Source organism: Enterococcus sp. DIV1421a (assembly GCF_051711025.1).
In the GTDB taxonomy this organism is placed as follows: domain Bacteria; phylum Bacillota; class Bacilli; order Lactobacillales; family Enterococcaceae; genus Enterococcus_B; species Enterococcus_B hirae.
This window is the reverse complement of the sequence record NZ_JBIOLU010000001.1, coordinates 2,059,949-2,083,004: the sequence shown is the minus strand read 5'-3', so window position 1 is coordinate 2,083,004 and position 23,056 is coordinate 2,059,949. Positions and strand designations below refer to the sequence as shown.

General features: G+C 37.4%; 27 protein-coding genes and 2 tRNA genes. 28 read left to right on the top strand and 1 reads right to left on the bottom strand.

Annotated elements, in window-relative coordinates:
• Positions 1-2: 2 nt before the first annotated feature.
• The 23 genes from rnr (at position 3) to IGK21_RS09310 (ending at position 18,503) form a co-directional block, all read left to right on the top strand.
• Positions 3-2,369: a ribonuclease R gene (gene rnr, locus IGK21_RS09420; protein ID WP_252703164.1), complete on the top strand. Its 2,367-nt coding sequence runs from the start codon at positions 3-5 to the stop codon at positions 2,367-2,369.
• A gap of 39 nt (positions 2,370-2,408) precedes the next feature.
• A complete protein-coding gene (gene smpB, locus IGK21_RS09415) occupies positions 2,409-2,873 on the top strand; it encodes an SsrA-binding protein SmpB (protein WP_010718601.1) in 465 nt (154 codons plus the stop codon).
• A gap of 300 nt (positions 2,874-3,173) precedes the next feature.
• Entirely contained in the window at positions 3,174-3,893 is a 720-nt protein-coding gene (gene atpB, locus IGK21_RS09410; protein ID WP_010718600.1) for a F0F1 ATP synthase subunit A, read from the top strand.
• Between the two features lie 50 nt (positions 3,894-3,943).
• The gene (gene atpE, locus IGK21_RS09405) at positions 3,944-4,159 is read left to right on the top strand and encodes an ATP synthase F0 subunit C (RefSeq protein WP_010718599.1); all 216 of its coding nucleotides are present in this window, start codon (positions 3,944-3,946) and stop codon (positions 4,157-4,159) included.
• Positions 4,160-4,368: 209 nt separating this feature from the next.
• Positions 4,369-4,893, top strand: coding sequence for a F0F1 ATP synthase subunit B (atpF, locus tag IGK21_RS09400; RefSeq protein ID WP_010718598.1), 525 nt, complete (start codon positions 4,369-4,371; stop codon positions 4,891-4,893).
• Positions 4,880-5,422 carry an ATP synthase F1 subunit delta gene (gene atpH, locus IGK21_RS09395; RefSeq protein ID WP_034699144.1) on the top strand — a complete coding sequence of 181 codons (543 nt, stop codon included), beginning with the start codon at positions 4,880-4,882 and terminating at the stop codon, positions 5,420-5,422. The genes atpF and atpH overlap by 14 nt, the downstream gene beginning before the upstream one ends.
• A gap of 22 nt (positions 5,423-5,444) precedes the next feature.
• Positions 5,445-7,001 (top strand): F0F1 ATP synthase subunit alpha, encoded by a 1,557-nt coding sequence (atpA, locus tag IGK21_RS09390; RefSeq protein WP_010718596.1) that lies wholly within the window; start codon positions 5,445-5,447, stop codon positions 6,999-7,001.
• Positions 7,002-7,014: 13 nt separating this feature from the next.
• Positions 7,015-7,917 carry a F0F1 ATP synthase subunit gamma gene (locus IGK21_RS09385; RefSeq protein WP_010737986.1) on the top strand — a complete coding sequence of 301 codons (903 nt, stop codon included), beginning with the start codon at positions 7,015-7,017 and terminating at the stop codon, positions 7,915-7,917.
• A 22-nt stretch (positions 7,918-7,939) separates the two neighbouring features.
• Positions 7,940-9,346 carry a F0F1 ATP synthase subunit beta gene (gene atpD / locus IGK21_RS09380; RefSeq protein WP_010718594.1) on the top strand — a complete coding sequence of 469 codons (1,407 nt, stop codon included), beginning with the start codon at positions 7,940-7,942 and terminating at the stop codon, positions 9,344-9,346.
• A gap of 13 nt (positions 9,347-9,359) precedes the next feature.
• Positions 9,360-9,782: a F0F1 ATP synthase subunit epsilon gene (locus IGK21_RS09375; RefSeq protein WP_010718593.1), complete on the top strand. Its 423-nt coding sequence runs from the start codon at positions 9,360-9,362 to the stop codon at positions 9,780-9,782.
• A 218-nt stretch (positions 9,783-10,000) separates the two neighbouring features.
• Positions 10,001-11,509 carry a hypothetical protein gene (locus IGK21_RS09370; protein ID WP_232622380.1) on the top strand — a complete coding sequence of 503 codons (1,509 nt, stop codon included), beginning with the start codon at positions 10,001-10,003 and terminating at the stop codon, positions 11,507-11,509.
• A gap of 144 nt (positions 11,510-11,653) precedes the next feature.
• Entirely contained in the window at positions 11,654-12,505 is an 852-nt protein-coding gene (locus tag IGK21_RS09365; protein WP_232622379.1) for a hypothetical protein, read from the top strand.
• Positions 12,506-12,954: 449 nt separating this feature from the next.
• The gene (locus IGK21_RS09360; RefSeq protein ID WP_010718588.1) at positions 12,955-13,188 is read left to right on the top strand and encodes a DUF1146 family protein; all 234 of its coding nucleotides are present in this window, start codon (positions 12,955-12,957) and stop codon (positions 13,186-13,188) included.
• A gap of 104 nt (positions 13,189-13,292) precedes the next feature.
• Positions 13,293-14,594 (top strand): UDP-N-acetylglucosamine 1-carboxyvinyltransferase, encoded by a 1,302-nt coding sequence (murA, locus tag IGK21_RS09355; protein WP_010718587.1) that lies wholly within the window; start codon positions 13,293-13,295, stop codon positions 14,592-14,594.
• Between the two features lie 12 nt (positions 14,595-14,606).
• Complete coding sequence (locus IGK21_RS09350) at positions 14,607-14,783, top strand: DNA-directed RNA polymerase subunit beta (protein ID WP_010718586.1); 177 nt, start codon at positions 14,607-14,609, stop codon at positions 14,781-14,783.
• A gap of 180 nt (positions 14,784-14,963) precedes the next feature.
• A complete protein-coding gene (yidD, locus tag IGK21_RS09345; protein ID WP_010718585.1) occupies positions 14,964-15,233 on the top strand; it encodes a membrane protein insertion efficiency factor YidD in 270 nt (89 codons plus the stop codon).
• On the top strand, positions 15,220-15,717 hold the full coding sequence (locus tag IGK21_RS09340; protein ID WP_034699149.1) for a GNAT family N-acetyltransferase: 498 nt from the start codon (positions 15,220-15,222) through the stop codon (positions 15,715-15,717). The genes yidD and IGK21_RS09340 overlap by 14 nt, the downstream gene beginning before the upstream one ends.
• A gap of 80 nt (positions 15,718-15,797) precedes the next feature.
• Complete coding sequence (locus IGK21_RS09335; protein WP_034699200.1) at positions 15,798-16,685, top strand: ROK family protein; 888 nt, start codon at positions 15,798-15,800, stop codon at positions 16,683-16,685.
• Between the two features lie 83 nt (positions 16,686-16,768).
• Positions 16,769-17,002, top strand: a complete 234-nt coding sequence (locus tag IGK21_RS09330; protein ID WP_010718582.1) for a DUF2969 domain-containing protein — start codon at positions 16,769-16,771, stop codon at positions 17,000-17,002.
• Between the two features lie 87 nt (positions 17,003-17,089).
• A tRNA-Tyr gene (locus tag IGK21_RS09325) sits at positions 17,090-17,170 on the top strand.
• Positions 17,171-17,176: 6 nt separating this feature from the next.
• A tRNA-Gln gene (locus IGK21_RS09320) sits at positions 17,177-17,248 on the top strand.
• A 120-nt stretch (positions 17,249-17,368) separates the two neighbouring features.
• Positions 17,369-17,539 carry a hypothetical protein gene (locus IGK21_RS09315; protein ID WP_010718581.1) on the top strand — a complete coding sequence of 57 codons (171 nt, stop codon included), beginning with the start codon at positions 17,369-17,371 and terminating at the stop codon, positions 17,537-17,539.
• Between the two features lie 256 nt (positions 17,540-17,795).
• A complete protein-coding gene (locus IGK21_RS09310; protein WP_010718580.1) occupies positions 17,796-18,503 on the top strand; it encodes a GntR family transcriptional regulator in 708 nt (235 codons plus the stop codon).
• Between the two features lie 95 nt (positions 18,504-18,598).
• Here the strand turns inward: IGK21_RS09310 and IGK21_RS09305 are convergent, their stop codons facing one another.
• Entirely contained in the window at positions 18,599-19,246 is a 648-nt protein-coding gene (locus tag IGK21_RS09305; RefSeq protein WP_438719482.1) for a YigZ family protein, read from the bottom strand.
• A 128-nt stretch (positions 19,247-19,374) separates the two neighbouring features.
• On the opposite strand from IGK21_RS09305, the gene IGK21_RS09300 reads away from it, so the two are divergent.
• The 5 genes from IGK21_RS09300 to hpf all read left to right on the top strand — a co-directional run bounded on the left by IGK21_RS09300 (position 19,375) and on the right by hpf (position 23,000).
• Entirely contained in the window at positions 19,375-19,662 is a 288-nt protein-coding gene (locus tag IGK21_RS09300; RefSeq protein ID WP_010718578.1) for a DUF7662 domain-containing protein, read from the top strand.
• A 95-nt stretch (positions 19,663-19,757) separates the two neighbouring features.
• Complete coding sequence (locus IGK21_RS09295; RefSeq protein WP_010718577.1) at positions 19,758-20,081, top strand: PTS sugar transporter subunit IIB; 324 nt, start codon at positions 19,758-19,760, stop codon at positions 20,079-20,081.
• Positions 20,082-20,256: 175 nt separating this feature from the next.
• Positions 20,257-21,630, top strand: coding sequence for a DEAD/DEAH box helicase (locus IGK21_RS09290; RefSeq protein WP_181918610.1), 1,374 nt, complete (start codon positions 20,257-20,259; stop codon positions 21,628-21,630).
• Entirely contained in the window at positions 21,617-22,306 is a 690-nt protein-coding gene (locus IGK21_RS09285; protein WP_034699156.1) for a ComF family protein, read from the top strand. The genes IGK21_RS09290 and IGK21_RS09285 overlap by 14 nt, the downstream gene beginning before the upstream one ends.
• A 133-nt stretch (positions 22,307-22,439) precedes the next feature.
• A complete protein-coding gene (gene hpf / locus IGK21_RS09280; RefSeq protein ID WP_010718572.1) occupies positions 22,440-23,000 on the top strand; it encodes a ribosome hibernation-promoting factor, HPF/YfiA family in 561 nt (186 codons plus the stop codon).
• Positions 23,001-23,056: the final 56 nt, after the last annotated feature.

Sequence of the window (23,056 nt, the reverse complement as noted above, 5' to 3'; positions counted from 1 at the left end):
AAATGACAAAAGAAACATTGAAAGAAAAAATTATTTTTTTTATTGAGAGCGAGCGCAAAAAAAGCTTTTCAATGGAAGAAATCGCCCAAGGATTGGGCTTGCAAAAAAGTGAAGATTTCAAGCTACTCGTTCAGACGATCGCTCAAATGGAACGAGAACAAAGTGTGGTCTTTACCAAAAAAGGAAAAGTGAAGCTACCATTAAAACCAGTATTGATCGAAGGAACGTTTCGGGCCAATGAAAGAGGATTCGGCTTTGTGACGATTGATCCAGAAGAAGATGATATCTATATTCCTAAAGAAGCAACTGGGTATGCCATGGATGGCGATACGGTAGCGATCGATATCATAAAAACGGCCGATACTGCGATGGATCGTGGAGCAGAAGGTAAAGTAGTTGAGATCCGCAAACGAGCAACTACGCAGTTAGCTGGAGAATTCGTGGCTTACACAGAGGAAGAGATAAGTGAAACGGATCTTTATGGGGTGGTTATCCCAAAAGACAAAAAATTGAATCAGTTTAAAGTTTATGCAGCAGCTGAAGGGATTCGACCAGTTGATGGGAGTATCGTAATGGTTGAGCTGACCCATTATCCTGAGAAAAACTATGCGACCAGTTTAGAAGGTATTGTCAAACAAGTCATCGGCCATAAAAATGATCCTGGAATGGATATCCTATCGATTGTTGTCTCAAACGGGATTCCGACAAAATTTCCAGATGATGTCTTGGCAGAAGCTGATCAAGTGCCAGATACGATCAATGAAAAAGACATAGTTGGCCGGAGAGACTTACGTGAACAATTGATCGTGACGATTGACGGAGAAGATGCCAAAGATTTGGATGATGCTGTTACTGTGAAAAAATTGGCCAACGGTAATTATTTCTTAGGTGTACACATTGCAGATGTTTCCAATTATGTGACCGAAGGAAGCCAGTTAGATCGTGAAGCTTACGAACGAGGAACGAGTGTGTATTTAACCGACCGTGTCATTCCAATGATCCCACAAAGATTATCAAACGGGATTTGTTCATTGAATCCTCACGTACCAAGACTAACAATGAGTTGTGAGATGGAGATTGATCCAAATGGTCAGGTGGTATCTCATGATATTTTCCCAAGTGTCATCCAAACGACGGAACGAATGACCTATACAGCGGTCAATCAGATTTTAGAAGAACAAGATGAGCAGGTAATGGAACGGTATAAGCAATTAGTGCCGATGTTTCAAGAGATGCAAGAGCTACATCAGATTTTAGAAGAAATGCGGATTCGTCGAGGAGCGATTTCTTTTGAAGACCGTGAAGCAAAAATACTCGTAGAACCAGATGGACAACCAACTGATATCTTATTGCGAAGCCGTGGCGTAGGCGAACGGTTGATCGAATCTTTCATGTTGGCGGCAAATGAAACGGTGGCGGAACATTTTAATAAACGCAACTTTCCATTCATTTATCGGATTCACGAGCAACCTAAAGAAGAAAAGATGCAACGTTTCTTTGATTTTGCTTCTGCACTAGGAATCGTCGTTCGTGGAACAAAAGGAACGATCACACCTAAAGATCTTCAAAAAGTCATTGAAAACGTTGAAGACAAGCCGGAATCAGCTGTTATCAATACGATGCTGTTGAGAAGTATGCAACAAGCACGTTATTCAGAAGATAATTTTGGGCACTATGGATTAGCTGCGGAATATTATACGCATTTCACTTCGCCTATCAGACGTTATCCAGATTTGATCGTCCATCGCTTAATTCGCTCGTATGGACAAGACCCAAGTGAAGCAAATCAAACTTATTGGGAAAATGAACTACCCGAAATTGCGGAGCATAGTTCGAAGATGGAACGTCGTGCAGTCGAGGCAGAGCGTGAAGTAGATGCAATGAAGAAAGCTGAATACATGATGGATAAAGTAGGAGAGGAATTTGAAGGGATCATCAGTTCAGTTGTTAAATTTGGGTTGTTTATCGAATTACCCAATACGATTGAAGGGTTGATCCATATCAATGAGTTGAAACAAGACTATTTCCACTTTATTGAGAATCATTTAGCATTAGTAGGCGAACGAACAGGGTTAACTTTTAAAATCGGTCAAAAAGTGCGGGTAAAAGTCATCAAAGCAGATCCGGAAGAACGTGCAATCGACTTTGAATTGATTGATGCAGAAGAAATCGTTCCATTAGAACGTCCAAAAACGTCAAACAAAAATCGTCCTTCTAATCGTCATCAAAAGCGTTCATCAAAATCTCATACTGAACGGAATGGAAAGAAAAATTCCTATTCAAATGAGCGGAAAAAAGGAAAAGGACCATCTAATAAAAAAGGGAAAAAACCTTTTTATAAAGGAATTAAGAAGAAAAAGAAAAAATAACCAATAACCACTATGAATACCAGTTTGGAGGAATGTCATATGCCAAAAGGCGACGGAAAGTTAATCGCCCAAAATAAAAAGGCTCGCCATGATTATTCGATTATCGATACGATGGAAGCAGGAATGGTGCTGCAAGGAACAGAAATCAAATCGATCCGAAACAGCCGGATCAATTTGAAAGATGGATTTGTCCGTATTCGAAACGGTGAAGCATTTTTGCATAATGTTCATATCAGTCCCTATGAACAAGGCAATATTTTTAACCATGATCCGTTACGAACAAGAAAGTTACTATTACACAAAAAACAGATTTCACGGCTAGAGACTGAAACAAAAAATACCGGGGTCACGATCGTACCCTTAAAAGTATATATTCGTGATGGGTATGCCAAAGTTTTGATTGGTCTTGCGAAAGGGAAGAAATCTTATGACAAGCGAGAAGATCTAAAACGAAAAGATGTAGATCGTCAAATTGATCGAACATTAAAAAATTTCTCTAGATAATTTCATTATCCTTTTTCGCATATTCGGTGCTTTTAGGTTTACTTAATGATAAAATTTGTTAGCATTTAATCTGATAAAGCATGATATCACAGGTTTTTTCTTGTAAAACGCCACGATGATTTTTTGGAAAAAGCAAACTTTTTTGACTGAAATAAAAAATTGTCTGATTTTCATGAAAATGTTTTGAATTTTCTGTTTCATGGTGGTATGATACCGTTTGGTTAGAAAACGATTTAGAAAAACCAGATGTACACATGAATTTGATTTTATGTGAAATTCAGGGAAAAGAGGTGAAATGGATTGGATGAACGCTCGCTAACGTTCCATATTGGACCGGTTTGGTTTGATGGTACTGTTTGTATGATGGTGTTATTGACCTGTTTGATTGTCTTCTTCTTAGTTTACTTCTTTACAAGAAATCTTAAGATGAAACCAACGGGGAAACAAAATGCGCTGGAATGGGTCATTGACTTTACCCGAGGGATCGTAACAGATAATCTGCCTAGAAAAGAATTGAATAATTTTCATTTGTTGGCTTTTACATTGTTCTTATTTGTCTTCGTGGCAAATAATATAGGTTTAATAACGAAAATCGTCTTACCTAGCGAAACAACACTTTGGAAAAGTCCGACAGCAGACCCGTTTGTTACTTTAACTTTGGCATTTATAATGATCACACTTACTCATTTATTCGGGGTGAAAAAGCTTGGATTTAAAGGGTATTTTGTAAATTCGTTCTTGAAACCATATAGTTTCATGTTTCCAATGAAGCTGATCGAAGAATTTACGAACCTATTAACACTTGCTTTGCGTCTTTACGGGAATATCTACGCGGGGGAAGTTTTACTTACCTTGATTGCCAATATGATGAATAATTTAGGTTGGTTCTCATTACCGTTAGCAATTCCTTTAGAGATGGTCTGGATCGCATTCTCATTGTTTATCGGAAGCATCCAAGCATTTGTCTTTGTCACTTTATCGATGGTATATATGAGCCATAAGATTGAAGTAGAAGAGTAACATCGTTTTTAACAAACTACTATTTATCTATATTTAGGAGGAAATAAATTATGAATTATATCGCAGCAGCAATCGCAATCATGGGAGCAGCTATCGGAGCTGGTTATGGTAATGGTCAAGTAATCTCTAAAACAATCGAATCAATGGCACGCCAACCTGAAATGTCTGGTCAATTACGTACAACAATGTTCATCGGGGTAGCCTTAGTTGAAGCTGTTCCTATTCTAGGTGTGGTTATTGCCTTGATTCTAGTCTTTGCTGTTTAATCAATTAACTGTTTGAGGATAGGACTACTGTCACTAATCCTCTTTTAATTGTCAAAAACTGAAAAAAAACAACCTGATTATTTTCAAAATAATTGAGTTGTTTCATCATAATACTAGAACAAAAGGCGTTGAGGAGGCTGTTTCAATCATTGAAGTCAGGATTCCTTCATCATCCATGAGATACACCTTAAAGAAAGGAAGGCTAGCCTATGCTGAATCAATTGGCAATTGCAGAAGTTGGTAATCCGATGTTAGGTAATATCATCGTTGTCAGCGGCTCATTTTTGATACTAATGTTTCTATTGAAACATTTTGCTTGGGGACCAATCAGCGATATTTTGAAAAAACGTGAAGATAAGATCGCCAATGATTTAGATTCTGCCGAAAAATCTCGCATCAATTCAGCAAAAATGGAACAAGAACGCGAACAACAATTGTTAGCGTCTCGCTCTGATGCAGCTGATATCATTAAAAATGCGAAAGAAAGTGGAGAATTAAGCCGTCAAAATATTTTGAAGGAAACGCAAGAAGAAGTTGCACGTCTAAAAAGCAAAGCGCAAACTGATATCATGTTAGAACGTGATACAGCTTTAAACTCTGTAAAAGATGATGTAGCAGATCTTTCTCTTCAAATCGCGGCTAAAATCTTGAACAAAGAATTGTCTCCAGAAATGCATGAATCTTTAATCAATCAATATATCGAAGGTCTAGGTTCTTCAAATGAAACTAGATAAATATACTGTCGGCAGACGCTACGGTAAAGCACTATTTGAACTGGCGATCGATTCAAATAGCGCAGAAGAAATTTACCAAGAATTACTAAGCTTACGCCAAATCTATAGTGAAGTACCTGGATTAGGCAACGTACTTAGTGACGTCCGCTTAGAACCTCACGAAAAACGAATCATTATGGATAAACTTGTCAGTGGGTTTGACGGTATCGTGAAAAACTTTTTAGAAGTGGTCTATAGTTATAATCGGATGTCTGAATTATCGTTTATGATCGATGAATACGAACACCGTTACAACGATTACAAAGGACTACTTTTAGGTAGTGTAAAAACAGCAGTACCACTTTCTGATGAACAATTACAAAAACTAGAAATGAATGTTGCAAAAACAATGGACTATCAAACAGTTGAATTGAAGCAAATCGTTGATTCTTCTATTATTGGTGGGGCAATTGTTGAAGCCAACCATCGAGTGATCGACGGAAGCATTCGCACGCAATTAGAAAAAATGCGTAATCAATTAAATAGATAGTACAAAGAGGTAGGTGAATCGAATGGCTATCAAAGCAGAAGAAATTAGTGCCTTGATCAAAGAACAAATTGAAAATTATCAAAACGTGCTTTCAGTCGAAGAAATCGGTACCGTGACTTATGTCGGTGACGGGATTGCTCGTGCACACGGTTTAGAAAATGCGATGAGTGGTGAGTTGCTTGAATTTTCAAACGGCTCATACGGAATGGCGCAAAACTTAGAATCAAATGATGTAGGTATCATTATCCTTGGTGATTTCGAATCCATTCGTGAAGGAGACAAAGTAAAACGAACAGGTAAAATCATGGAAGTTCCAGTTGGGGACGCCTTGATCGGACGTGTCGTTAATCCGCTAGGTCAACCAATCGATGGGTTAGGAGAAATCGTTACAGATAAAGCTCGTCCAGTCGAAGCAATGGCACCAGGCGTTATGCAACGTAAATCTGTCAATGAACCAATGCAAACAGGTCTAAAAGCCATCGATGCTTTAGTTCCAATCGGACGTGGCCAACGTGAATTAGTTATTGGTGACCGTAAAACGGGTAAAACATCTATCGCAATCGATACGATCCTTAACCAAAAAGGTCAAGATATGATCTGTATCTATGTGGCGATCGGTCAAAAGGACTCTACTGTGCGTACACAAGTAGAAACTTTGAAAAAATATGGAGCAATGGATTACACGATCGTAGTCAATGCGGGTGCATCACAACCTGCGCCATTACTTTATATTGCGCCTTATGCAGGAACTGCAATGGGTGAAGAATTCATGTACAACGGCAAACATGTATTGATTATCTTTGATGACTTATCAAAACAAGCTGTTGCTTATCGTGAACTTTCATTGCTATTACGCCGTCCTCCAGGTCGTGAAGCTTATCCAGGGGATGTTTTCTACTTGCACTCACGTTTATTAGAACGTGCGGCAAAACTAAGTGATGATTTAGGTGGCGGTTCAATGACTGCTTTACCATTTGTTGAAACACAAGCTGGAGATATCTCTGCTTATATTCCAACAAACGTTATTTCAATCACTGACGGACAAATCTTCTTAGAAAGTGACTTGTTCTACGCCGGAACTCGTCCAGCGGTTGATGCTGGGTTATCCGTTTCCCGTGTAGGTGGTTCTGCTCAAATCAAAGCAATGAAAAAAGTGGCAGGAACATTACGTCTTGACTTAGCAAGTTACCGTGAATTAGAAGCATTTACCCAATTTGGTTCTGATTTAGATGCTGCGACTCAAGCGAAATTGAATCGTGGACGTCGTACAGTTGAGATCTTGAAACAAAAACTTCATGCACCACTAGCTGTTGAAAAACAAGTAGTTATCTTATATGCTTTGACACATGGATTCTTAGATAGTATTCCAGTTGACAGCATTTTAGATTTTGAACATGAATTATTTGAATATCTAGATACGAATCATGCAGATATCTTTGAAACGATCCGTACAACGAAAGATCTTCCAGAAGAAGAACGATTGAATCAAGCGATCCAAGAATACAAAGATATTTTCTTAGCGACAAAAGGAAACACTTCTTCAACAGAAGACAAATTGAAATCCATTCAAAATGCATAGTGAGGTGAGATGAATGGGCGCTTCATTAAATGAAATCAAGACTCGGATTGCTTCAACGAAGAAAACGAGTCAAATCACTCGAGCAATGCAAATGGTGTCCGCTTCTAAACTGACAAAATCTGAAGCTTCTTCTCAGAAGTTTCAGATTTATGCAAATAAAGTCAGAGAAATCGTCACTCATTTGACAGCTACTCAACTAAATGATATTGCTTCTGATAATCCTCGTGGAGATATCAATTACAATAGTATGTTAATCAGCCGTCCGGTAAAGAAAACGGGGTACATCGTGATTACCGCTGATGGTGGTTTAGTTGGTGGCTATAACAGTTCGATTTTAAAGCAAACAATGTCTATTTTAGAAGAAGACCATAAATCTCCTGACGATTATGTGATGATCGCAATCGGAGGTACAGGTGCAGATTTCTTCAAAGCTAGAGGAATTAATTTGGCTTACGAATTACGTAATTTATCGGACCAACCAAGTTTTGATGAAGTGCGTAAAATCGTAGGTATGGCAACAACGATGTATCAAAATGAAGTATTTGATGAATTGTACGTATGCTACAATCATCATATCAATTCACTAACTAGCCAATTTCGTGTAGAAAAAATGCTGCCAATTTCAGATTTAGATCCAGAAGAAGCAACTACTTTTGACCAAGAATACATTTTTGAACCTTCAAAAGAAGAAATCTTGGCGCAGTTATTGCCTCAATATGCGGAAAGCTTAATCTATGGTGCAATCGTTGATGCGAAGACAGCAGAACACGCTGCCGGCATGACTGCCATGAAGACAGCAACGGATAATGCTGCAACGATCATTGATGATTTGACGGTATCTTATAACCGTGCAAGACAAGGGGCTATTACCCAAGAAATTACCGAAATTGTTGCCGGAGCTTCGGCGCTAGAATAGTATTGAGATTGGAGGAAAAAAGATGAGTTCAGGCAAGATTGTTCAAGTAATCGGTCCCGTTGTCGACGTGGAATTTTCTTTAGACCAATCCTTACCAGATATCAACAACGCATTAGTTGTTTATAAAAATGATGAGAAAAAATCAAAAGTTGTTCTTGAAACAGCATTAGAATTAGGGGACGGAGTAATCCGTACCATTGCCATGGAATCAACAGATGGTTTACAACGTGGTATGGAAGTTATCGATACTGGTAAAGCCATTTCTGTTCCAGTAGGGAAAGATACACTAGGACGTGTATTCAACGTTTTAGGAGATACGATCGATTTAGGATCATCTTTCCCAGAAGATGCAGAACGTAGTGAGATTCATAAAAAAGCACCAAGCTTTGATGAATTAAGTACTAGTACGGAGATCCTTGAAACTGGGATCAAAGTTATCGATTTGTTAGCACCTTACTTAAAAGGTGGGAAAGTTGGATTATTCGGTGGTGCCGGTGTAGGTAAAACGGTATTGATCCAAGAATTGATCCATAATATTGCCCAAGAACATGGTGGTATTTCTGTATTTACCGGTGTTGGGGAACGTACTCGTGAAGGAAATGACCTTTACTATGAAATGAAAGATTCAGGCGTTATCGAAAAAACAGCGATGGTGTTCGGACAAATGAACGAACCACCAGGTGCTCGGATGCGGGTAGCTTTGACTGGTCTGACGATCGCTGAATACTTCCGTGATGTAGAAGGTCAAGACGTGCTATTGTTTATTGATAATATTTTCCGTTTCACTCAAGCTGGTTCAGAAGTATCTGCCCTTTTAGGTCGTATGCCTTCTGCCGTTGGTTACCAACCAACGTTAGCAACTGAAATGGGTCAATTACAAGAACGTATCACATCAACGAAAAAAGGTTCGATCACTTCGATCCAAGCAATCTATGTACCAGCCGATGACTATACTGACCCAGCGCCAGCAACAGCATTTGCCCACTTAGATGCTACAACAAACTTAGAGCGTAAATTGACAGAACAAGGGATCTATCCAGCCGTGGACCCATTGGCTTCATCTTCAAGTGCTTTGGCACCTGAAATCGTTGGTGAAGAACATTATAAAGTAGCGACTGAAGTCCAACATGTCTTACAACGTTACCGTGAATTACAAGATATCATTGCGATCTTAGGGATGGATGAATTATCTGATCAAGAAAAAGTTTTAGTTTCACGTGCACGTAGAGTTCAATTCTTCTTGTCACAAAACTTTAACGTAGCGGAACAATTTACAGGTCTTCCTGGTTCTTATGTACCAGTTGAAGAAACAGTCAAAGGTTTCCGTGAAATCTTAGAAGGTAAATACGATGATCTTCCTGAAGAAGCATTCCGAAGTGTTGGTAGAATAGAAGACGTCGTAGAAAAAGCGAAAAAACTAGGCTACTAGAAAGGGGTGCCCCATGGATCAATATTTAACTGTGAATGTGGTGACTCCTGACGGTTTGGTCTATGATCACCATGCAGCGATCGTAGTAGCACGTACTACAGCGGGGGAACTTGGTATTTTACCTAAACATGCGCCGATCATTGTTCCATTAACAATTGATGAAGTCCGTGTGAAGAGAACAGACTCTGATACCCACGTCGATTGGATTGCTGTCAATGGCGGAATCATGGAAGTTCGTGACAATGTTGTTTCAATCGTTGCCGATAGTGCAGAACGTGAAAGAGATATTGACGTTTCTCGGGCAGAAAGAGCCAAACAACGTGCTGAGCGACAAATCGCAGAAGCAAAAGAAAAAGAAGATACGAATGAATTGAAACGTGCGACAGTTGCTTTGCATCGTGCGATCAACCGAATCAAGGTTTCAAAACATTCTTAAAAGCAACGAATGAGGACCTAACAAGTAGGCCTTAAAAAATCCAAGATTCTTAAGGAGATTCCTTAGAATTTTGGATTTTTTTATCGTTTTTTTTATTGGTAGTTATATTCTAAACATAAAAAGTAAAGAACAATTACTTCTTTGTTACATAAAAATATGGAACTTTCATCATTATGATACTATGGTAAACTAATTGCAGTAAAAAAGGAGGTATCATAATGCCGAAAAAGGTTCAACGGTTTTCCACAGAAGACACAAAAGAAGAAACACATACGCAACAAAAATCGCTATCTTACTCAGAAATAGTAGGCAATCTTACGGATGATCAAACAGTTTCGTTACATAAACAATTACAAGAATTTAGGGACTATCTTTTAAAGAAGAGCCTTGAATCAGAAAAACAAGAAAAAGAGGAGTTTCCATCTAACAGACATCATTTTGGTCCACCTCTATCGGAAAATAACACAGGTAATCTTGCTGAGCAACAACACTCGCGATCGGAAACAATTCAAAGAAAGAGAACGTTGCAAAACATTATTAACGAAAATGAACTGAAAATGACACAAAACCAAGATAGTCATGCAGTGTCAGAACAGAATAACAAAGTACAAGTTCCCCCGTATAAGAAACAAAAAGTTGCTCCAGAGAACGAACTGGAAAATCATTTGGAGTACTCATTAGATGTCGAACGGTTACTAGAAATAGAAGAAATGTTGGGGATCAGAAACACTTCCCAATCAACAACGCTGTCTACCAAAGCCCAAGAGTCTTTATATGAAACTAAGGAATTTGTACAAGATACAAACGTGCCAATAGAAAGGAATAGCGAGTTCAGCTGTTCAACACAACAACCATTGGAGAATGGGCAGACAAGCACTCAAAGTAAGAAGGAACAAGCGCTTGTTGAATCAGTGAAGTGTTTGTTGGAGCAAAGACATAAACTATTTTTTTTGCGATTAGCTAAAAAACATGAGATGAGTTGTCAAACTGTAAAAAACATTTTAATTGAGAATAATATAGATGTAACTGCTGAGAATAATAAAATAAAAGTAGAGTCTGAAGAAAAAGCACGGCAATTATTAACGGAAGTATTTCACGGAAGGAAAAATTTATCATTTGAAAATATTAAACAAATGGTACGATTGAACAACAATGATATTACAATTTTAGCTAAGAATCACTTAAAAGTTCTCCTAGAACAAGCACACGCATCTCATCTGAATGGTTCTCAGAAGGAAACTTCAATAGATAGGATTCTTTTGACATATTCTGGATGGACTATGCCAATGCAATATAAATTGTCAAGGCTGGATACTGAATTAAAAGAACAGATAGATAAACACGGCGTAATAAACATAAATGAAATATTAAAGAAAATACCATGTAGCCAAATTGATGTCATCAAGCGAATAGGACAGTTAAATTATCAGCAATATCTCCCACCAATTTATATGTTTCACCCGCAACTAAATGAGAAAATCCAAAAGCCATTTTATGATGCAATAATACAAGATAAATCGATTCCTACTGATCAAACAAATCAATTTTTTAATCCTAGTACTGATCAAAACATTGCTTATTTGAAGGAACGAATAAAATTAAATATCGCTAGAAAAGCTGAGTTTGAAACAGCAGAACAAAAAAACAAGACAATTATGGATCAGAGAACTCAGTTAAAAAACCAACCGATTAGAAACAATCAATCTCCGGCTATGGAAGAACGTTGAGTGTTTTAATTTTCGTAGTATGACTATTTTTTTTGTTAAATCGGACTAGGACAAAAGAAAAAAGTTCAAAGGAGGACGATTATTGCTGCTATTATTTACCTTGAAAACTAAAATTAAATAAACTTATGGGAAGGAAAATGAACGATGAAACAGGAAATAATTCTATTTTATGGCTTATCACCAAAAGCGGAAAACTTACAGAAACAGATTGAAAAAATTAGAAAAAAAGGATTCCATTCAAGTGTTACTGAAGGACAAGGTCCCTGTGATATCAGAGAGTACAATAATCATTTTTCATCTATTACATATGATCACCCAAAAAATCCGATGAATCTTGAATACTTAAAAGATTTTTCAATAAATTGGAAAAAATATATTTCACCATTTAAAGATTGGTGGCCTTTATGGTCTTACTATTTTCAACGCACACAAGATACTGAAAAAAATAAAGTAATCAATTTTAATCCTGGGCTACATAAAGCTACGAAAAAAAATATAGGACACTTATGTGAGAAAAATCGCAAATATACAGGACAGCTGATTGTTAGAGGTTGTAAAATTGGATTAGACAGTGCAAGAGATAATGAAAATGTAACCATTTATTATTGTATTGATGATTTAGATATGAAACGTATTATAGAAAAAAAAGATAAAAAGGCTTTCACTCCTAAAGAACTTCGCTATCTCTTTCGCAATTGGAAAGATTTTGAAGGAAAAGTACATTTTTTTGAAGATGGATATGAAGTGCCTGCACCTTGGAAAACATCTCCAAATGAATGGGAAAGTTATAAACCAAAAAGTTGGCAAGCGTTGAATGAACAACCACCCTTTCAAGAGAATCAAGTGAAACCAGAAACAATCAACCAACGAATATGTAGACAAAAGTATCTAAGTGAAATAAAAAATAATTTATTTGAGCTAAAAGTAGCAGAACAACCATCCTTTAAAGAAAATCAAGTGAAACCAGAAACAATCAACCAACGAATATGTAGATAAAAGAATTTAAATGAAACAATAACAAATAACTTAGCTGACCTTAAAGTACAAGCAAAGAAGATGGCAAAAAAAAGAAATAGACTTGATTGTACGATCATCAAGAAATTAAACAAAGGATTTTTTGTTCCTACACTATAAGAGAGGGCATATATTTATATTAAATAATCGTTTAATTATCAATGGTAAATTCTATTATAATGATATGAGTACATAAGCAAATAAGGAACAACTTTCATCAAAAAAGCATGTGAAATAGTTGTTAAAATAGTTTATAAAAATAAGGTATTAAAACAGAGTCATCATTTGAATGTAAAGTTCTTGAAAATTCTCGTCTCGTTTAGCCAACAAATTCCATCTTTTTACAACCAATAATTTCTCTATTTTTCCAATTTATGGTATCATCATTTTGTTAGTTATTAAAAAAAGTATAATTTTGAAGGGACGTCACTATGCAAGTATACGGAATTGATGCAATTATTCGAATCGTGAGTCATTTAGCTTTTATTTATCTGGCTTTCTGGTCGTTGCGGTCACTGCGAATTGAGATGTTTTTTAAAAAAATGCATGATACGCAAATTCGAATGGCGATTGTATTCTTCTCTATTTTTTTAGGATATACTGCCAGTAATTTCTTCTTAGAAATTATTGCATTGTGTCGAAATCTTTTCGTTAGCCTGCAGTAAAAAAAAGGTACTATAAAAAAAGGTACTATTTTAATAAAAGAAATGATATAATAGAAAAGATTTTGAGTCTTTATAGCTCATTGGAATTTTTTGGGGGGAACAACATGGAAGAGATCATCGTCAAAGGTGGCAAACAATTGAATGGAACAGTAAAAATCGAAGGAGCTAAAAATGCTGTTCTACCTATTTTAGCTGCTAGTTTGTTGGCTGAAGAAGGAACAACCGTTTTAGACAACGTTCCAATTCTTTCTGACGTCTTCACTATGAATCAAGTGATTCGTCATTTAAACGTAGATGTAGTGTTTGATGAAGACAATAATCAAGTAACGCTTGATGCGTCAAGACAATTAGAAATCGAAGCGCCATATGAATATGTGAGTCAAATGCGTGCTTCTATCGTTGTAATGGGACCATTACTTGCTAGAAATGGTCATGCAAAAGTTGCCATGCCAGGGGGATGTGCGATTGGGAAACGTCCAATTGATTTACATCTTAAAGGATTCCAAGCATTGGGTGCGAAAATCATTCAAAAAAATGGCTACATCGAAGCTATTGCGGATGAATTGATCGGTAACACGATCTATTTAGATTTTCCAAGTGTTGGAGCCACTCAAAATATCATGATGGCAGCAGTAAAAGCTAAAGGAACAACGATCATCGAAAACGTCGCTCGAGAACCTGAAATTGTAGATCTTGCAAATATTTTAAATAAAATGGGCGCAAATATCTATGGTGCTGGTACGGAAACGATGCGTATCGAAGGAGTCGATCATCTGCATGCAGTGAAACACGCAATTGTTCAAGACCGGATCGAAGCAGGTACCTTTATGGTAGCAGCAGCGATGACTGAAGGAAATGTCTTGATCGCAGATGCAATCTCAGAACATAATCGTCCGTTGATTTCTAAATTAATTGAAATGGGTGCAACGATCACTGAAGAAGAAGGCGGCATTCGAGTTGTTGGTCCAAAACATATTTTACCAACTGACGTCAAAACAATGCCTCATCCTGGTTTTCCGACAGACATGCAAGCCCAAATGACTGCTATTCAGTTAGTCGCTGAGGGAACGAGCATGGTGACTGAAACAGTTTTTGAGAATCGCTTCCAACATTTGGAAGAAATGCGCCGTATGAACGCCCATGTGAAGATTGATGGAAACGTAGCGATTATGGACGGGAATCATGAATTACAAGGTGCTGAAGTTTATGCAACAGATTTACGAGCTGCTGCAGCATTAGTACTTGCTGGTTTAAAAGCAAATGGCATAACACGCGTTCGCAATCTTAAATACTTAGATCGTGGTTATTATCAATTCCATATTAAATTGCAAAACTTAGGTGCAGATGTGGAACGTGTGGCAATCGATCAAACGCCCGCTGATAAAACAGCTCAAGTCACTGTTTAAGGACGTGATAAAATGAGTAGCCAACGGTATATTTTAATCACATTGGTGAAGATTTTAGTTGTCATACTATTACTGATTCTTTTATTTATAGCTGGAACAATGATTGGATACGGGGTTATCGGTGGTGGAAATCCGTTTAAGGTTTTTCAACCAAGTTTGTGGCTGCACATCCAAGATTTTTTCAGATAAAGAGTTGTGTGAAAATGATAGTGTAAGCAAACAAAGGATTTCTTAAAACGAATTTTCGCTTTTGAGAAGTCCTTTTTTATTGTGAGTCATTCCACTGTTTGGCAGATTATTGCTCCTTTGAACAGTCGTTTGTCATGAATAGGAGAATGAGGAGCAAAGCTTTAATAATGAGGTGATGAGATGAAAAAAATCTTAGTGGCTATTGTCCGTTTTTATCAACGGTTTATTTCTCCTGCTTTTCCACCTAGCTGTCGGTACTATCCTACTTGTTCAAACTATATGATACGTGCGATTCAAGTACACGGTGCATTTAAAGGAACGCTGATGGGGACAGCACGCATTTTGCGTTGCCATCCATTCGTAAAGGGCGGAATCGATTACGTGCCTTTAAATTGCCAATTGACACGTAATAAGAAAGATAAAGAGATGCCTAATTATGATGAAAAATAAACAGTCAGGTAAGACCGAGCATTCTGAAGAAAAAAGAATTGTCAAACTAGAGCAATCAACTTTACCTTGGTTATTATTGTTGGATGCAGATCCTGAAGAGGAAAACGTCCAACGATACATTGATCAAGGGTCTGGTTTTATATGGAAAGCAGAAAACGACATTCAGGGAGTGATCGTTTTTCTCACAAATAAATTAGTGTTTGAAATAATGAATTTAGCTGTAGCTCCAAAAGTTCAAGGTCAAGGAATCGGCTACGCGTTGCTTACCCATACACTAAAAGAAATGAAAAAGTTAAAAACCACCCAACAACAAGTCATTATTCGGACGGGGAGTACGTCATCAGCAGCTTTACAACTGTATAAAAAAATCGGCTTCCTGGAAATTTCTAGAGAAAAAGATTATTTTGTCAAAAATTATAAACAGCCAATCTATGAAAATGGCCAACGTTTACGAGATCAAGTAACTCTAGCAAAGAAAATTTGAACTCATCCATAAAAAGGCTTTCAAAATACTGTGGCTTGACTTAAAATAAAAACAGTATGAGAAAAGGAGACAAATAAATGATGGGTATTTTAGTTTTTGATTTTGGTGGTTCCGCAGTAAAATATGGCTATTGGAATGGACAAGCGCTTGAAGACACCAGCCAATTTCCGACTCCTAAGACATGGGAAGAAATGAAAGCGCATTTAAAACAGGTATTCCAAACGTTTGTAAAACAGAAGGCGATTGAAGGCATAGCAATCAGCGCACCTGGAGTAGTGAATCAGGAGAAACAGCTGATTGAAGGGATTAGTGCCATTCCTTATATCCACGGATTCAATATTTTTCATGAACTGGAGGAACTCTTCCATTTACCAGTGACGATCGAAAATGATGCTAATTGTGCTGGAATGGCTGAGTATTATGAAGGCGCAGCGAAAGAATATCAACATGTAGCATTTGTTGTACTTGGGACTGGAGTAGGTGGAGCAATCTTTACCCAAGGACAACTAAATAAAGGCGCTCATTTGTACGGGGGAGAATTTGGCTTGATGTTCTTAGAAGGCAATCAAACATTTAGTAAGCTTGGTACAGCAGTTCAAATGGCTTGGCGTTACTGTGACCGTTTGGGAGTTTCACGTACGACTTATAGCGGAAAAGAAGTCTTTGAACGAGCAGAACAAGGGGATGAACTAGCAAAAGAAGAGGTAGATAATTTTTATAATTATTTAACAAAAGGTTTGTTTAGTATCCAATTTTCGATTGATCCTGAAGTCATCGTGATTGGTGGGGGGATCTCTGCAAAAGCAGGGTTATTAACAGAAATCAATCAACGAATGAAACAATTAACTACTGATTTAGAACTAAATGACTTTGATCCTAAAATTTTATTATGTGATTATCGAAATGATGCAAACTTGATTGGAGCAGCTGCCAATTTCACCGCTCAACGTGAAGGTTTAGTTCAATGATGCATAGCGTTGAACAAAACTTTTAGACATATGGTAGGCATTCCATGAATGAATATGATAAACTATCATGGAGGTGGAAAAAGATGTCAAAAAAAAATAAAGATATTGAAGTACGTATCGAAGAAGTCAAAAAACAAATCAAAGGAACAACTTATGATGTGACTCAGTTATTTATTGGTAAAAAAATGATTGGGGAAATTTTGGCTTATGGACCAAAAGAATTTGAAATTTTTTTTGGTGAAGAAGATTTTGGGAAAGAAAAGAGTCTTGAAAACGCGATAGAAACAGTTATTCGTCACTGGAATCTACACGAATAAAAAAATATCAAAAAAATTTTCAATAAGGGGTTGCAAAAATCTGGAAAATTAGGTATTATAACTAAGTCAGGTTGATACAAACCTTTCGGAGGAGTAGCGAAGTGGCTAAACGCGACGGACTGTAAATCCGTTCCTTAGGGTTCAGTGGTTCGAATCCACTCTCCTCCATTTCATTGGGGTATAGCCAAGCGGTAAGGCAAGGGACTTTGACTCCCTCATGCGTTGGTTCGAATCCAGCTACCCCAGTAGTACGGAGTGATCTATTAAGATCACTCTTTTTTTGTGTGAAAACAGCTTGTTTCTTGAAGATTATCATGAAATAGGCTAGAGTGAATAGTAGATAGATCAAAAAAAGGGGGCAGTAAAATGAAGTGGAAAGAAAAAGTAGATGAGACCGCAGAGAAAATCTATGATTTGATTAAGTCGGAAAAGTATCAGGTAGAAGTCCGGTTACCGAAAAAATCAGAAAAAGCGATACAAGTGAAATCAAAGCGTCCAACCAATCACACAAAAAAATGGCTTTCAAAAAACCGTTAAGAATAACACAATCTCTAAAAAACAGTGATTTTGCTGTCTTTTGGAGATTTTGTTATTTTAAAAAATGATTTTCAATCCTTCCACTTGGATTAAAGAGGAAGGACACACATTTACTTACATAAACTTTTGGATAAAATAATCGGGTTGGCAAATGATTGATCGACAATTAGTCGAGCAAAAGAAACTTTTTCCTTTTCAGTTGTGAACCAGGTATATACCAGTTATAATAAAGGAAATGAAAGGGCGGATATACGTTATGTCGAATCAACTACCAGTCTATATACAAATCCATGATCAGATCAAAAGTGAAATCGAACAAGGTATTTGGAAAATCGGTGATCGCCTTCCTTCTGAAAGAGAATTGGCAGTGAAATTCAATGTTAGTCGAATGACTTTACGTCAAGCCATTCAAAACCTGGCTGATGAAGGGATTTTGGAAAGAAAAATTGGCTCAGGTACATATGTAGCAAGAGAAAAAGTCCAAGAAAAGATGTCGGGTGCGACCAGTTTTACTGAAATTATGGAATCACAGAATCGAGTACCCTCTAGTCGGACAATCTCTTATTTTTTAACTTCCCCAAGTTCTAGTGAAATGGAGAAGCTGCAACTGGAAAAAGACGAAACGATTCTTCGTATGGAACGAATTCGTTATGCTGATGATATACCAATCTGTTTTGAAGTAGCCAGTATCCCGCAAAAGATTATTGCAGACTATAGTAAATCTGAAATTACCAATTCTCTTTATCGGGTACTCGAAGAGAAAAGTGGGCATAAGATCGGGGCAGCTAATCAAACAATCACAGCCATTCTTGCTTCAGAAAAAATTGCAGAATATTTAGAAGTAAAAAAAGGAGATGCTGTGTTACGTTTACGCCAAACTTCTTATTTTGATGACGGTACCCCATTTGAATATGTTCGTACGCAATATGTAGGGAATCGTTTTGAATTTTATTTAGAGAAATAAAAGAGGGACACGAAACAGTCCAAATAAAGAAGAGCCTGAGACAAGTTTTGTCCTAGGCTCTTCTTTTTTGATTTCGAGATCAGCAGATAGAGTGATTACTGGTCAGCTTCTACCAGTTGTTCATGATAGGAAATTGGACCATCTGTAAATTCCACCTGTCCATTCAATAATTCAACGACTGCTGTTTTAAATGCAGTAACTTCTTTTTCTACAATCAAACAGTGAACCGTGACTTTGTCTGTGTAGATCGTTTCTTTTATAGGAATATGTTTCAACTCAAGCATATTTTCTAATTTACCTAATTGCGGATAGGTGATATGGACAGCTATTTCTTGCTGTTGTGTTCCTTCAACGATCCCGATTTCAATTAGTGCGTGAGAAACAGCCTGTGTATAGGCACGAATCAAACCACCGGTACCCAATTTTGTCCCACCAAAATAGCGTGTGACGACAGCGACCACATTGATCAATTCATTTTTTTTTAGTACTTCCAGCATTGGGACACCTGCCGTACCACTAGGCTCACCGTCATCACTACTGCGTTGAATTTCATTTTTTTCACCGTGAACGAAAGCACTACAGTTATGGTTTGCTTTCCAATGCTCTTTTTTCATTGCCTGAATAAACGCTTTAGCTTCTGCTTCCGTTTCAATTCGTTTCATAGAGCAAATAAAACGAGATTTTTTGACTTCGATTTCTGCTTGACCGTCTGCTTGGATGGTTCTATAACTATTCAGCGTGATGCTTCCTCCTTACAAGTAGTTGATAATAGTCAAAGTATAATGAATTATTCCTTTAGTTTCAACACTTATAATACTTGAGTAATGAAGAGAGTCTATGGGATAATAGAAGAAAGAAAGGTGAGATGGGGATGAAAGAACGCATAAAAAAATATGACGCCATCACCCAATATTTAAAAAATAACGGGGGATCACAGGTTACTTTAACATTTACACAGATCGACGAACTTCTTTTTCCAAGTTATGGGCTCCCTAAATCAGCTAGACAAAGCACTGATTGGTGGGCAAATGATTATAAGCACCCAGAAAAAGGAGCATATGGCTGGATCAATGCTGGCTACGAGGTTGTGGTGATCAATTTAAAAAAAGAATATGTTGTGTTCAATCAATTAGTTAAATCGAGTTGGCTATTCGACTGATAAGAAAACGTTGACATTATCTTGCTTTTTTGTATAATAATCACACAAGCAAAAAAGAAATCGTTTGCAAAAGTTAAAAGAATGGAGAGAGTAAAATGACTAAAAAAACAATCATGCTCGTATGTTCTGCTGGGATGAGTACCAGTTTACTTGTAACAAAAATGCAAAAAGCTGCTGAAGAACAAGGAATTGATACGGATATTTTTGCCGTATCAGCTTCTGATGCCGATAATCAGCTAGCTTCTAAAGAAGTTGATGTTTTGCTGTTGGGACCACAAGTCCGCTTCATGAAAGCTGATTTTGAAAAACGTCTAGAGCCAAAAGGAATCCCATTAGATATTATCAATATGGCAGATTATGGGTTGATGAATGGCGAAAAAGTATTACAACAAGCCATCCATTTAATTGAAAACAAATAAAGGACAGAGCATACTAAGATGTTCATATCGGAAATAAGCCGAAAAATCCAGCGAATAGGGCGCCTATTCAAGGATTTTTTGGCTTATTTTTTATACCAACCGTTTCAAATAACCATTTATTCTCAAATTTTTTGAAGAATGGACTGATGTAGCGTATCTTCTTTTAGGGGATTAGATGAAAAAAAGTAGTTTATGCAGTTTATATGGTAGACGATTACTTACGAGAGACTTGAGAGAATGGACAGAGAGTTTTGAACAGATTCGCTATCAGAAACTAGCCGCCATTCATTTACAAGGGAATTGGCTAAAATGTAATCGGTGCAACAAGCGAACAAAAATAGGTAAATCAGAGCAAAAGCAACCAATCCTCTTTTGTCCTGTTTGTCTTTTTTTAGGTCGTTGTGACAACACACAAGAATTATTTTTATTTGAACAACCTGAGTTGCCGAAAAGAAATGTCTGTTTTGCTTGGACAGGAAAGTTAACGCCAACTCAACAAGCGATTTCTACGAACTTGGTCACTGATGTCTCGGGAAAACAGCACATGATTTGGGCTGTGACAGGAGCGGGAAAGACTGAGATGCTTTATGAAAAGGTCATAAAAACGTTAGAAAAAGGTGGACGAGTCGCATTAGTTTCACCTAGGGTTGATGTGTGTAACGAACTTTACCTGCGTTTTTGTGGCGTTTTTCCAGAAGAAGACATTGTCCTGCTTCATGGAAAAAAGAAAGAAGCCTATCGCTTTAGTCCATTCGTGATTGCGACTACGCATCAGCTGTATCGTTTTTATCAGGCGTTTGATCTGTTAGTCGTCGATGAGGTGGATGCGTTCCCTTTTGCAGGAGATCCTGGATTAGCTTATGCTGTTGAAACTGCAATTAAACCAAAAGGAACATTTATCTATTTAAGTGCGACACCTAATGAGCAGCTACTGAAAAAAATCCGTTCAACCTTTTTGATCCATCAATTGCCACTTCGCTTCCATCAACGGTTATTGCCTGAACCACATTTGTTTTTTTGGAATGACTGGCCGAATAAATGTTTGAAAGAAAAAAAACTTCGACCACTTTTGAAGTGTCTAAACATGCTGCTCCAACAAAATCATGTCTTATTATTTTGTCCGTCGATTGCCTTGATGAATCGATTAGCCTCACTGTTAAAGCGTTGTTTACCCATGTACCGTATTACCGATGCATCCGCAAAAGATCCAAACCGTTCAGAAAAAGTTCAGCAAATGAGAAAGCAACAATATGATGTGTTACTTACTACAATGATTTTGGAACGTGGGGTAACATTTGCAAATGTGTCAGTGATCGTCTTAGGCGCTGATCACCGTGTTTTTACTAAATCTTCCCTTGTACAAATCGCTGGTCGAGCCGATCGAAAGGGAGATTTTACCAATAGCCAAGTCTATTTTTTCTATGAAGAACTGACAAAAGCTATCAAATTAGCCTGTCGTGAGATCAAAGAAATGAATCGTCAGGGAAAAAAGCAGCTTGCTATGAAAAATAGTGAGCCTAGAGGAGAAAAAACACATGAATCGTTGTAGTTATTGTCAAAAACAAGTCATCCGAAATTTGAAAATCAGCGAGATTGTTGGGTTGGGAAAGATTCTTCCTCAAATTTGTGAGGACTGTTCAAATTTGTTTCGTCCGATAAATAAACAGCAAAGCTGTCGAACTTGCCAGAAAGAACTGCCTGGTGATATTACGTATTGTGAAGATTGTATTGCCTGGAAAAACGACTATCCCAATTATGATTTCAGTCATCATGCTTGTTTTTACTATGATTCAGCCTTCAAAGAATGGTTAAATCGCTATAAATTTATGGGAGATGTCCGACTGGCAGGTACATTTGCTAAACAGTTGCAAATAATACAACAAGAATTTAGCGATTATCAAATCTGTCCAATCCCACTAGCCACTGCACGTTTAAAAGAACGTGGGTTTAATCAGGTCATTGAAATGTTGAGAGTAGCTAAAATACCTTATAGTCAACTGCTGACTCGCTCTGATCATTCACTTCCACAATCCCAAAAAACACGTCAGGAACGTTTAAAAACTACCCAACCTTTCAAATTAGCTGTTGTTCCAACGATCATCAAAGGGAAAAAAGTATTGTTGGTAGACGATGTCTATACGACGGGGCAAACTCTTTTCCATGCGGCTTCTTGTTTATTGCCACATGCTCCTGAAAAAATCCGCACCTTTTCGCTAGCTCGATAAATAAATGAAAAACGAATGTCCTTGATAGCGATTTAGTTTGCAAATGGATTAGAGTTCGATATAATGGTAGTAAGAAGAGGGAAAGAGTGGTCCTTCTCCTTCTTGATTGTGGTAGACGAAAGGGGTAATTTTTATGTTTAGATACAATGTACGCGGTGAAAATATCGAAGTAACTGAAGCGATTCGTGACTACGTTGAGAAAAAAGTAGGAAAACTTGAACGCTATTTCAGTGATGCACCCGATGCTACAGCACATGTAAATTTAAAAGTTTATACTGAAAAAACAGCGAAAGTGGAAGTAACTATTCCATTACCTTATCTTGTATTGCGTGCCGAAGAAACATCACCTGATCTTTATGCAAGTATTGATTTGGTAGTTGACAAATTGGAACGACAAATCCGCAAATTCAAAACAAAAATTAACCGTAAATCTCGCGAAACCGGTATGAACACAGCCGATGCAGCGGTATTATTCAATAACGAAGCTGACGATGCCGATCATGAAAATGATTCTGAATTAGACATTGTCCGCACGAAACGTTTATCACTGAAACCAATGGACAGTGAAGAGGCTGTTCTACAAATGAACATGCTTGGTCATAATTTCTTTATTTTTGAAGATGCAGAAACCAATGGTACAAGTATCGTTTACCGTCGTAAAGATGGCAAATACGGTTTGATTGAAACCGACTGATAAATAACAATTAGAAAAAGCAGTAAAAAGCTTGTGGCAAACCCTTCACGGTTTGC

Bases quoted from the DNA above. Each gene is read 5' to 3' on its own strand.
- IGK21_RS09350 (WP_010718586.1), top strand. From the start codon at position 14,607: ATGAGTAGCCAACGGTATATTTTAATCACATTGGTGAAGATTTTAGTT.
- IGK21_RS09310 (WP_010718580.1), top strand. From the start codon at position 17,796: ATGTCGAATCAACTACCAGTCTATATACAAATCCATGATCAGATCAAA.
- IGK21_RS09365 (WP_232622379.1), top strand. From the start codon at position 11,654: ATGAAACAGGAAATAATTCTATTTTATGGCTTATCACCAAAAGCGGAA.
- atpE (WP_010718599.1), top strand. From the start codon at position 3,944: ATGAATTATATCGCAGCAGCAATCGCAATCATGGGAGCAGCTATCGGA.
- yidD (WP_010718585.1), top strand. From the start codon at position 14,964: ATGAAAAAAATCTTAGTGGCTATTGTCCGTTTTTATCAACGGTTTATT.
- atpH (WP_034699144.1), top strand. From the start codon at position 4,880: ATGAAACTAGATAAATATACTGTCGGCAGACGCTACGGTAAAGCACTA.
- hpf (WP_010718572.1), top strand. From the start codon at position 22,440: ATGTTTAGATACAATGTACGCGGTGAAAATATCGAAGTAACTGAAGCG.
- IGK21_RS09295 (WP_010718577.1), top strand. From the start codon at position 19,758: ATGACTAAAAAAACAATCATGCTCGTATGTTCTGCTGGGATGAGTACC.
- IGK21_RS09360 (WP_010718588.1), top strand. From the start codon at position 12,955: ATGCAAGTATACGGAATTGATGCAATTATTCGAATCGTGAGTCATTTA.
- rnr (WP_252703164.1), top strand. From the start codon at position 3: ATGACAAAAGAAACATTGAAAGAAAAAATTATTTTTTTTATTGAGAGC.
- IGK21_RS09335 (WP_034699200.1), top strand. From the start codon at position 15,798: ATGGGTATTTTAGTTTTTGATTTTGGTGGTTCCGCAGTAAAATATGGC.
- IGK21_RS09385 (WP_010737986.1), top strand. From the start codon at position 7,015: ATGGGCGCTTCATTAAATGAAATCAAGACTCGGATTGCTTCAACGAAG.
- atpA (WP_010718596.1), top strand. From the start codon at position 5,445: ATGGCTATCAAAGCAGAAGAAATTAGTGCCTTGATCAAAGAACAAATT.
- atpF (WP_010718598.1), top strand. From the start codon at position 4,369: ATGCTGAATCAATTGGCAATTGCAGAAGTTGGTAATCCGATGTTAGGT.
- IGK21_RS09290 (WP_181918610.1), top strand. From the start codon at position 20,257: ATGAAAAAAAGTAGTTTATGCAGTTTATATGGTAGACGATTACTTACG.
- IGK21_RS09315 (WP_010718581.1), top strand. From the start codon at position 17,369: ATGAAGTGGAAAGAAAAAGTAGATGAGACCGCAGAGAAAATCTATGAT.
- atpD (WP_010718594.1), top strand. From the start codon at position 7,940: ATGAGTTCAGGCAAGATTGTTCAAGTAATCGGTCCCGTTGTCGACGTG.
- IGK21_RS09370 (WP_232622380.1), top strand. From the start codon at position 10,001: ATGCCGAAAAAGGTTCAACGGTTTTCCACAGAAGACACAAAAGAAGAA.
- IGK21_RS09330 (WP_010718582.1), top strand. From the start codon at position 16,769: ATGTCAAAAAAAAATAAAGATATTGAAGTACGTATCGAAGAAGTCAAA.
- IGK21_RS09300 (WP_010718578.1), top strand. From the start codon at position 19,375: ATGAAAGAACGCATAAAAAAATATGACGCCATCACCCAATATTTAAAA.
- IGK21_RS09285 (WP_034699156.1), top strand. From the start codon at position 21,617: ATGAATCGTTGTAGTTATTGTCAAAAACAAGTCATCCGAAATTTGAAA.
- murA (WP_010718587.1), top strand. From the start codon at position 13,293: ATGGAAGAGATCATCGTCAAAGGTGGCAAACAATTGAATGGAACAGTA.
- IGK21_RS09375 (WP_010718593.1), top strand. From the start codon at position 9,360: ATGGATCAATATTTAACTGTGAATGTGGTGACTCCTGACGGTTTGGTC.
- smpB (WP_010718601.1), top strand. From the start codon at position 2,409: ATGCCAAAAGGCGACGGAAAGTTAATCGCCCAAAATAAAAAGGCTCGC.
- IGK21_RS09340 (WP_034699149.1), top strand. From the start codon at position 15,220: ATGATGAAAAATAAACAGTCAGGTAAGACCGAGCATTCTGAAGAAAAA.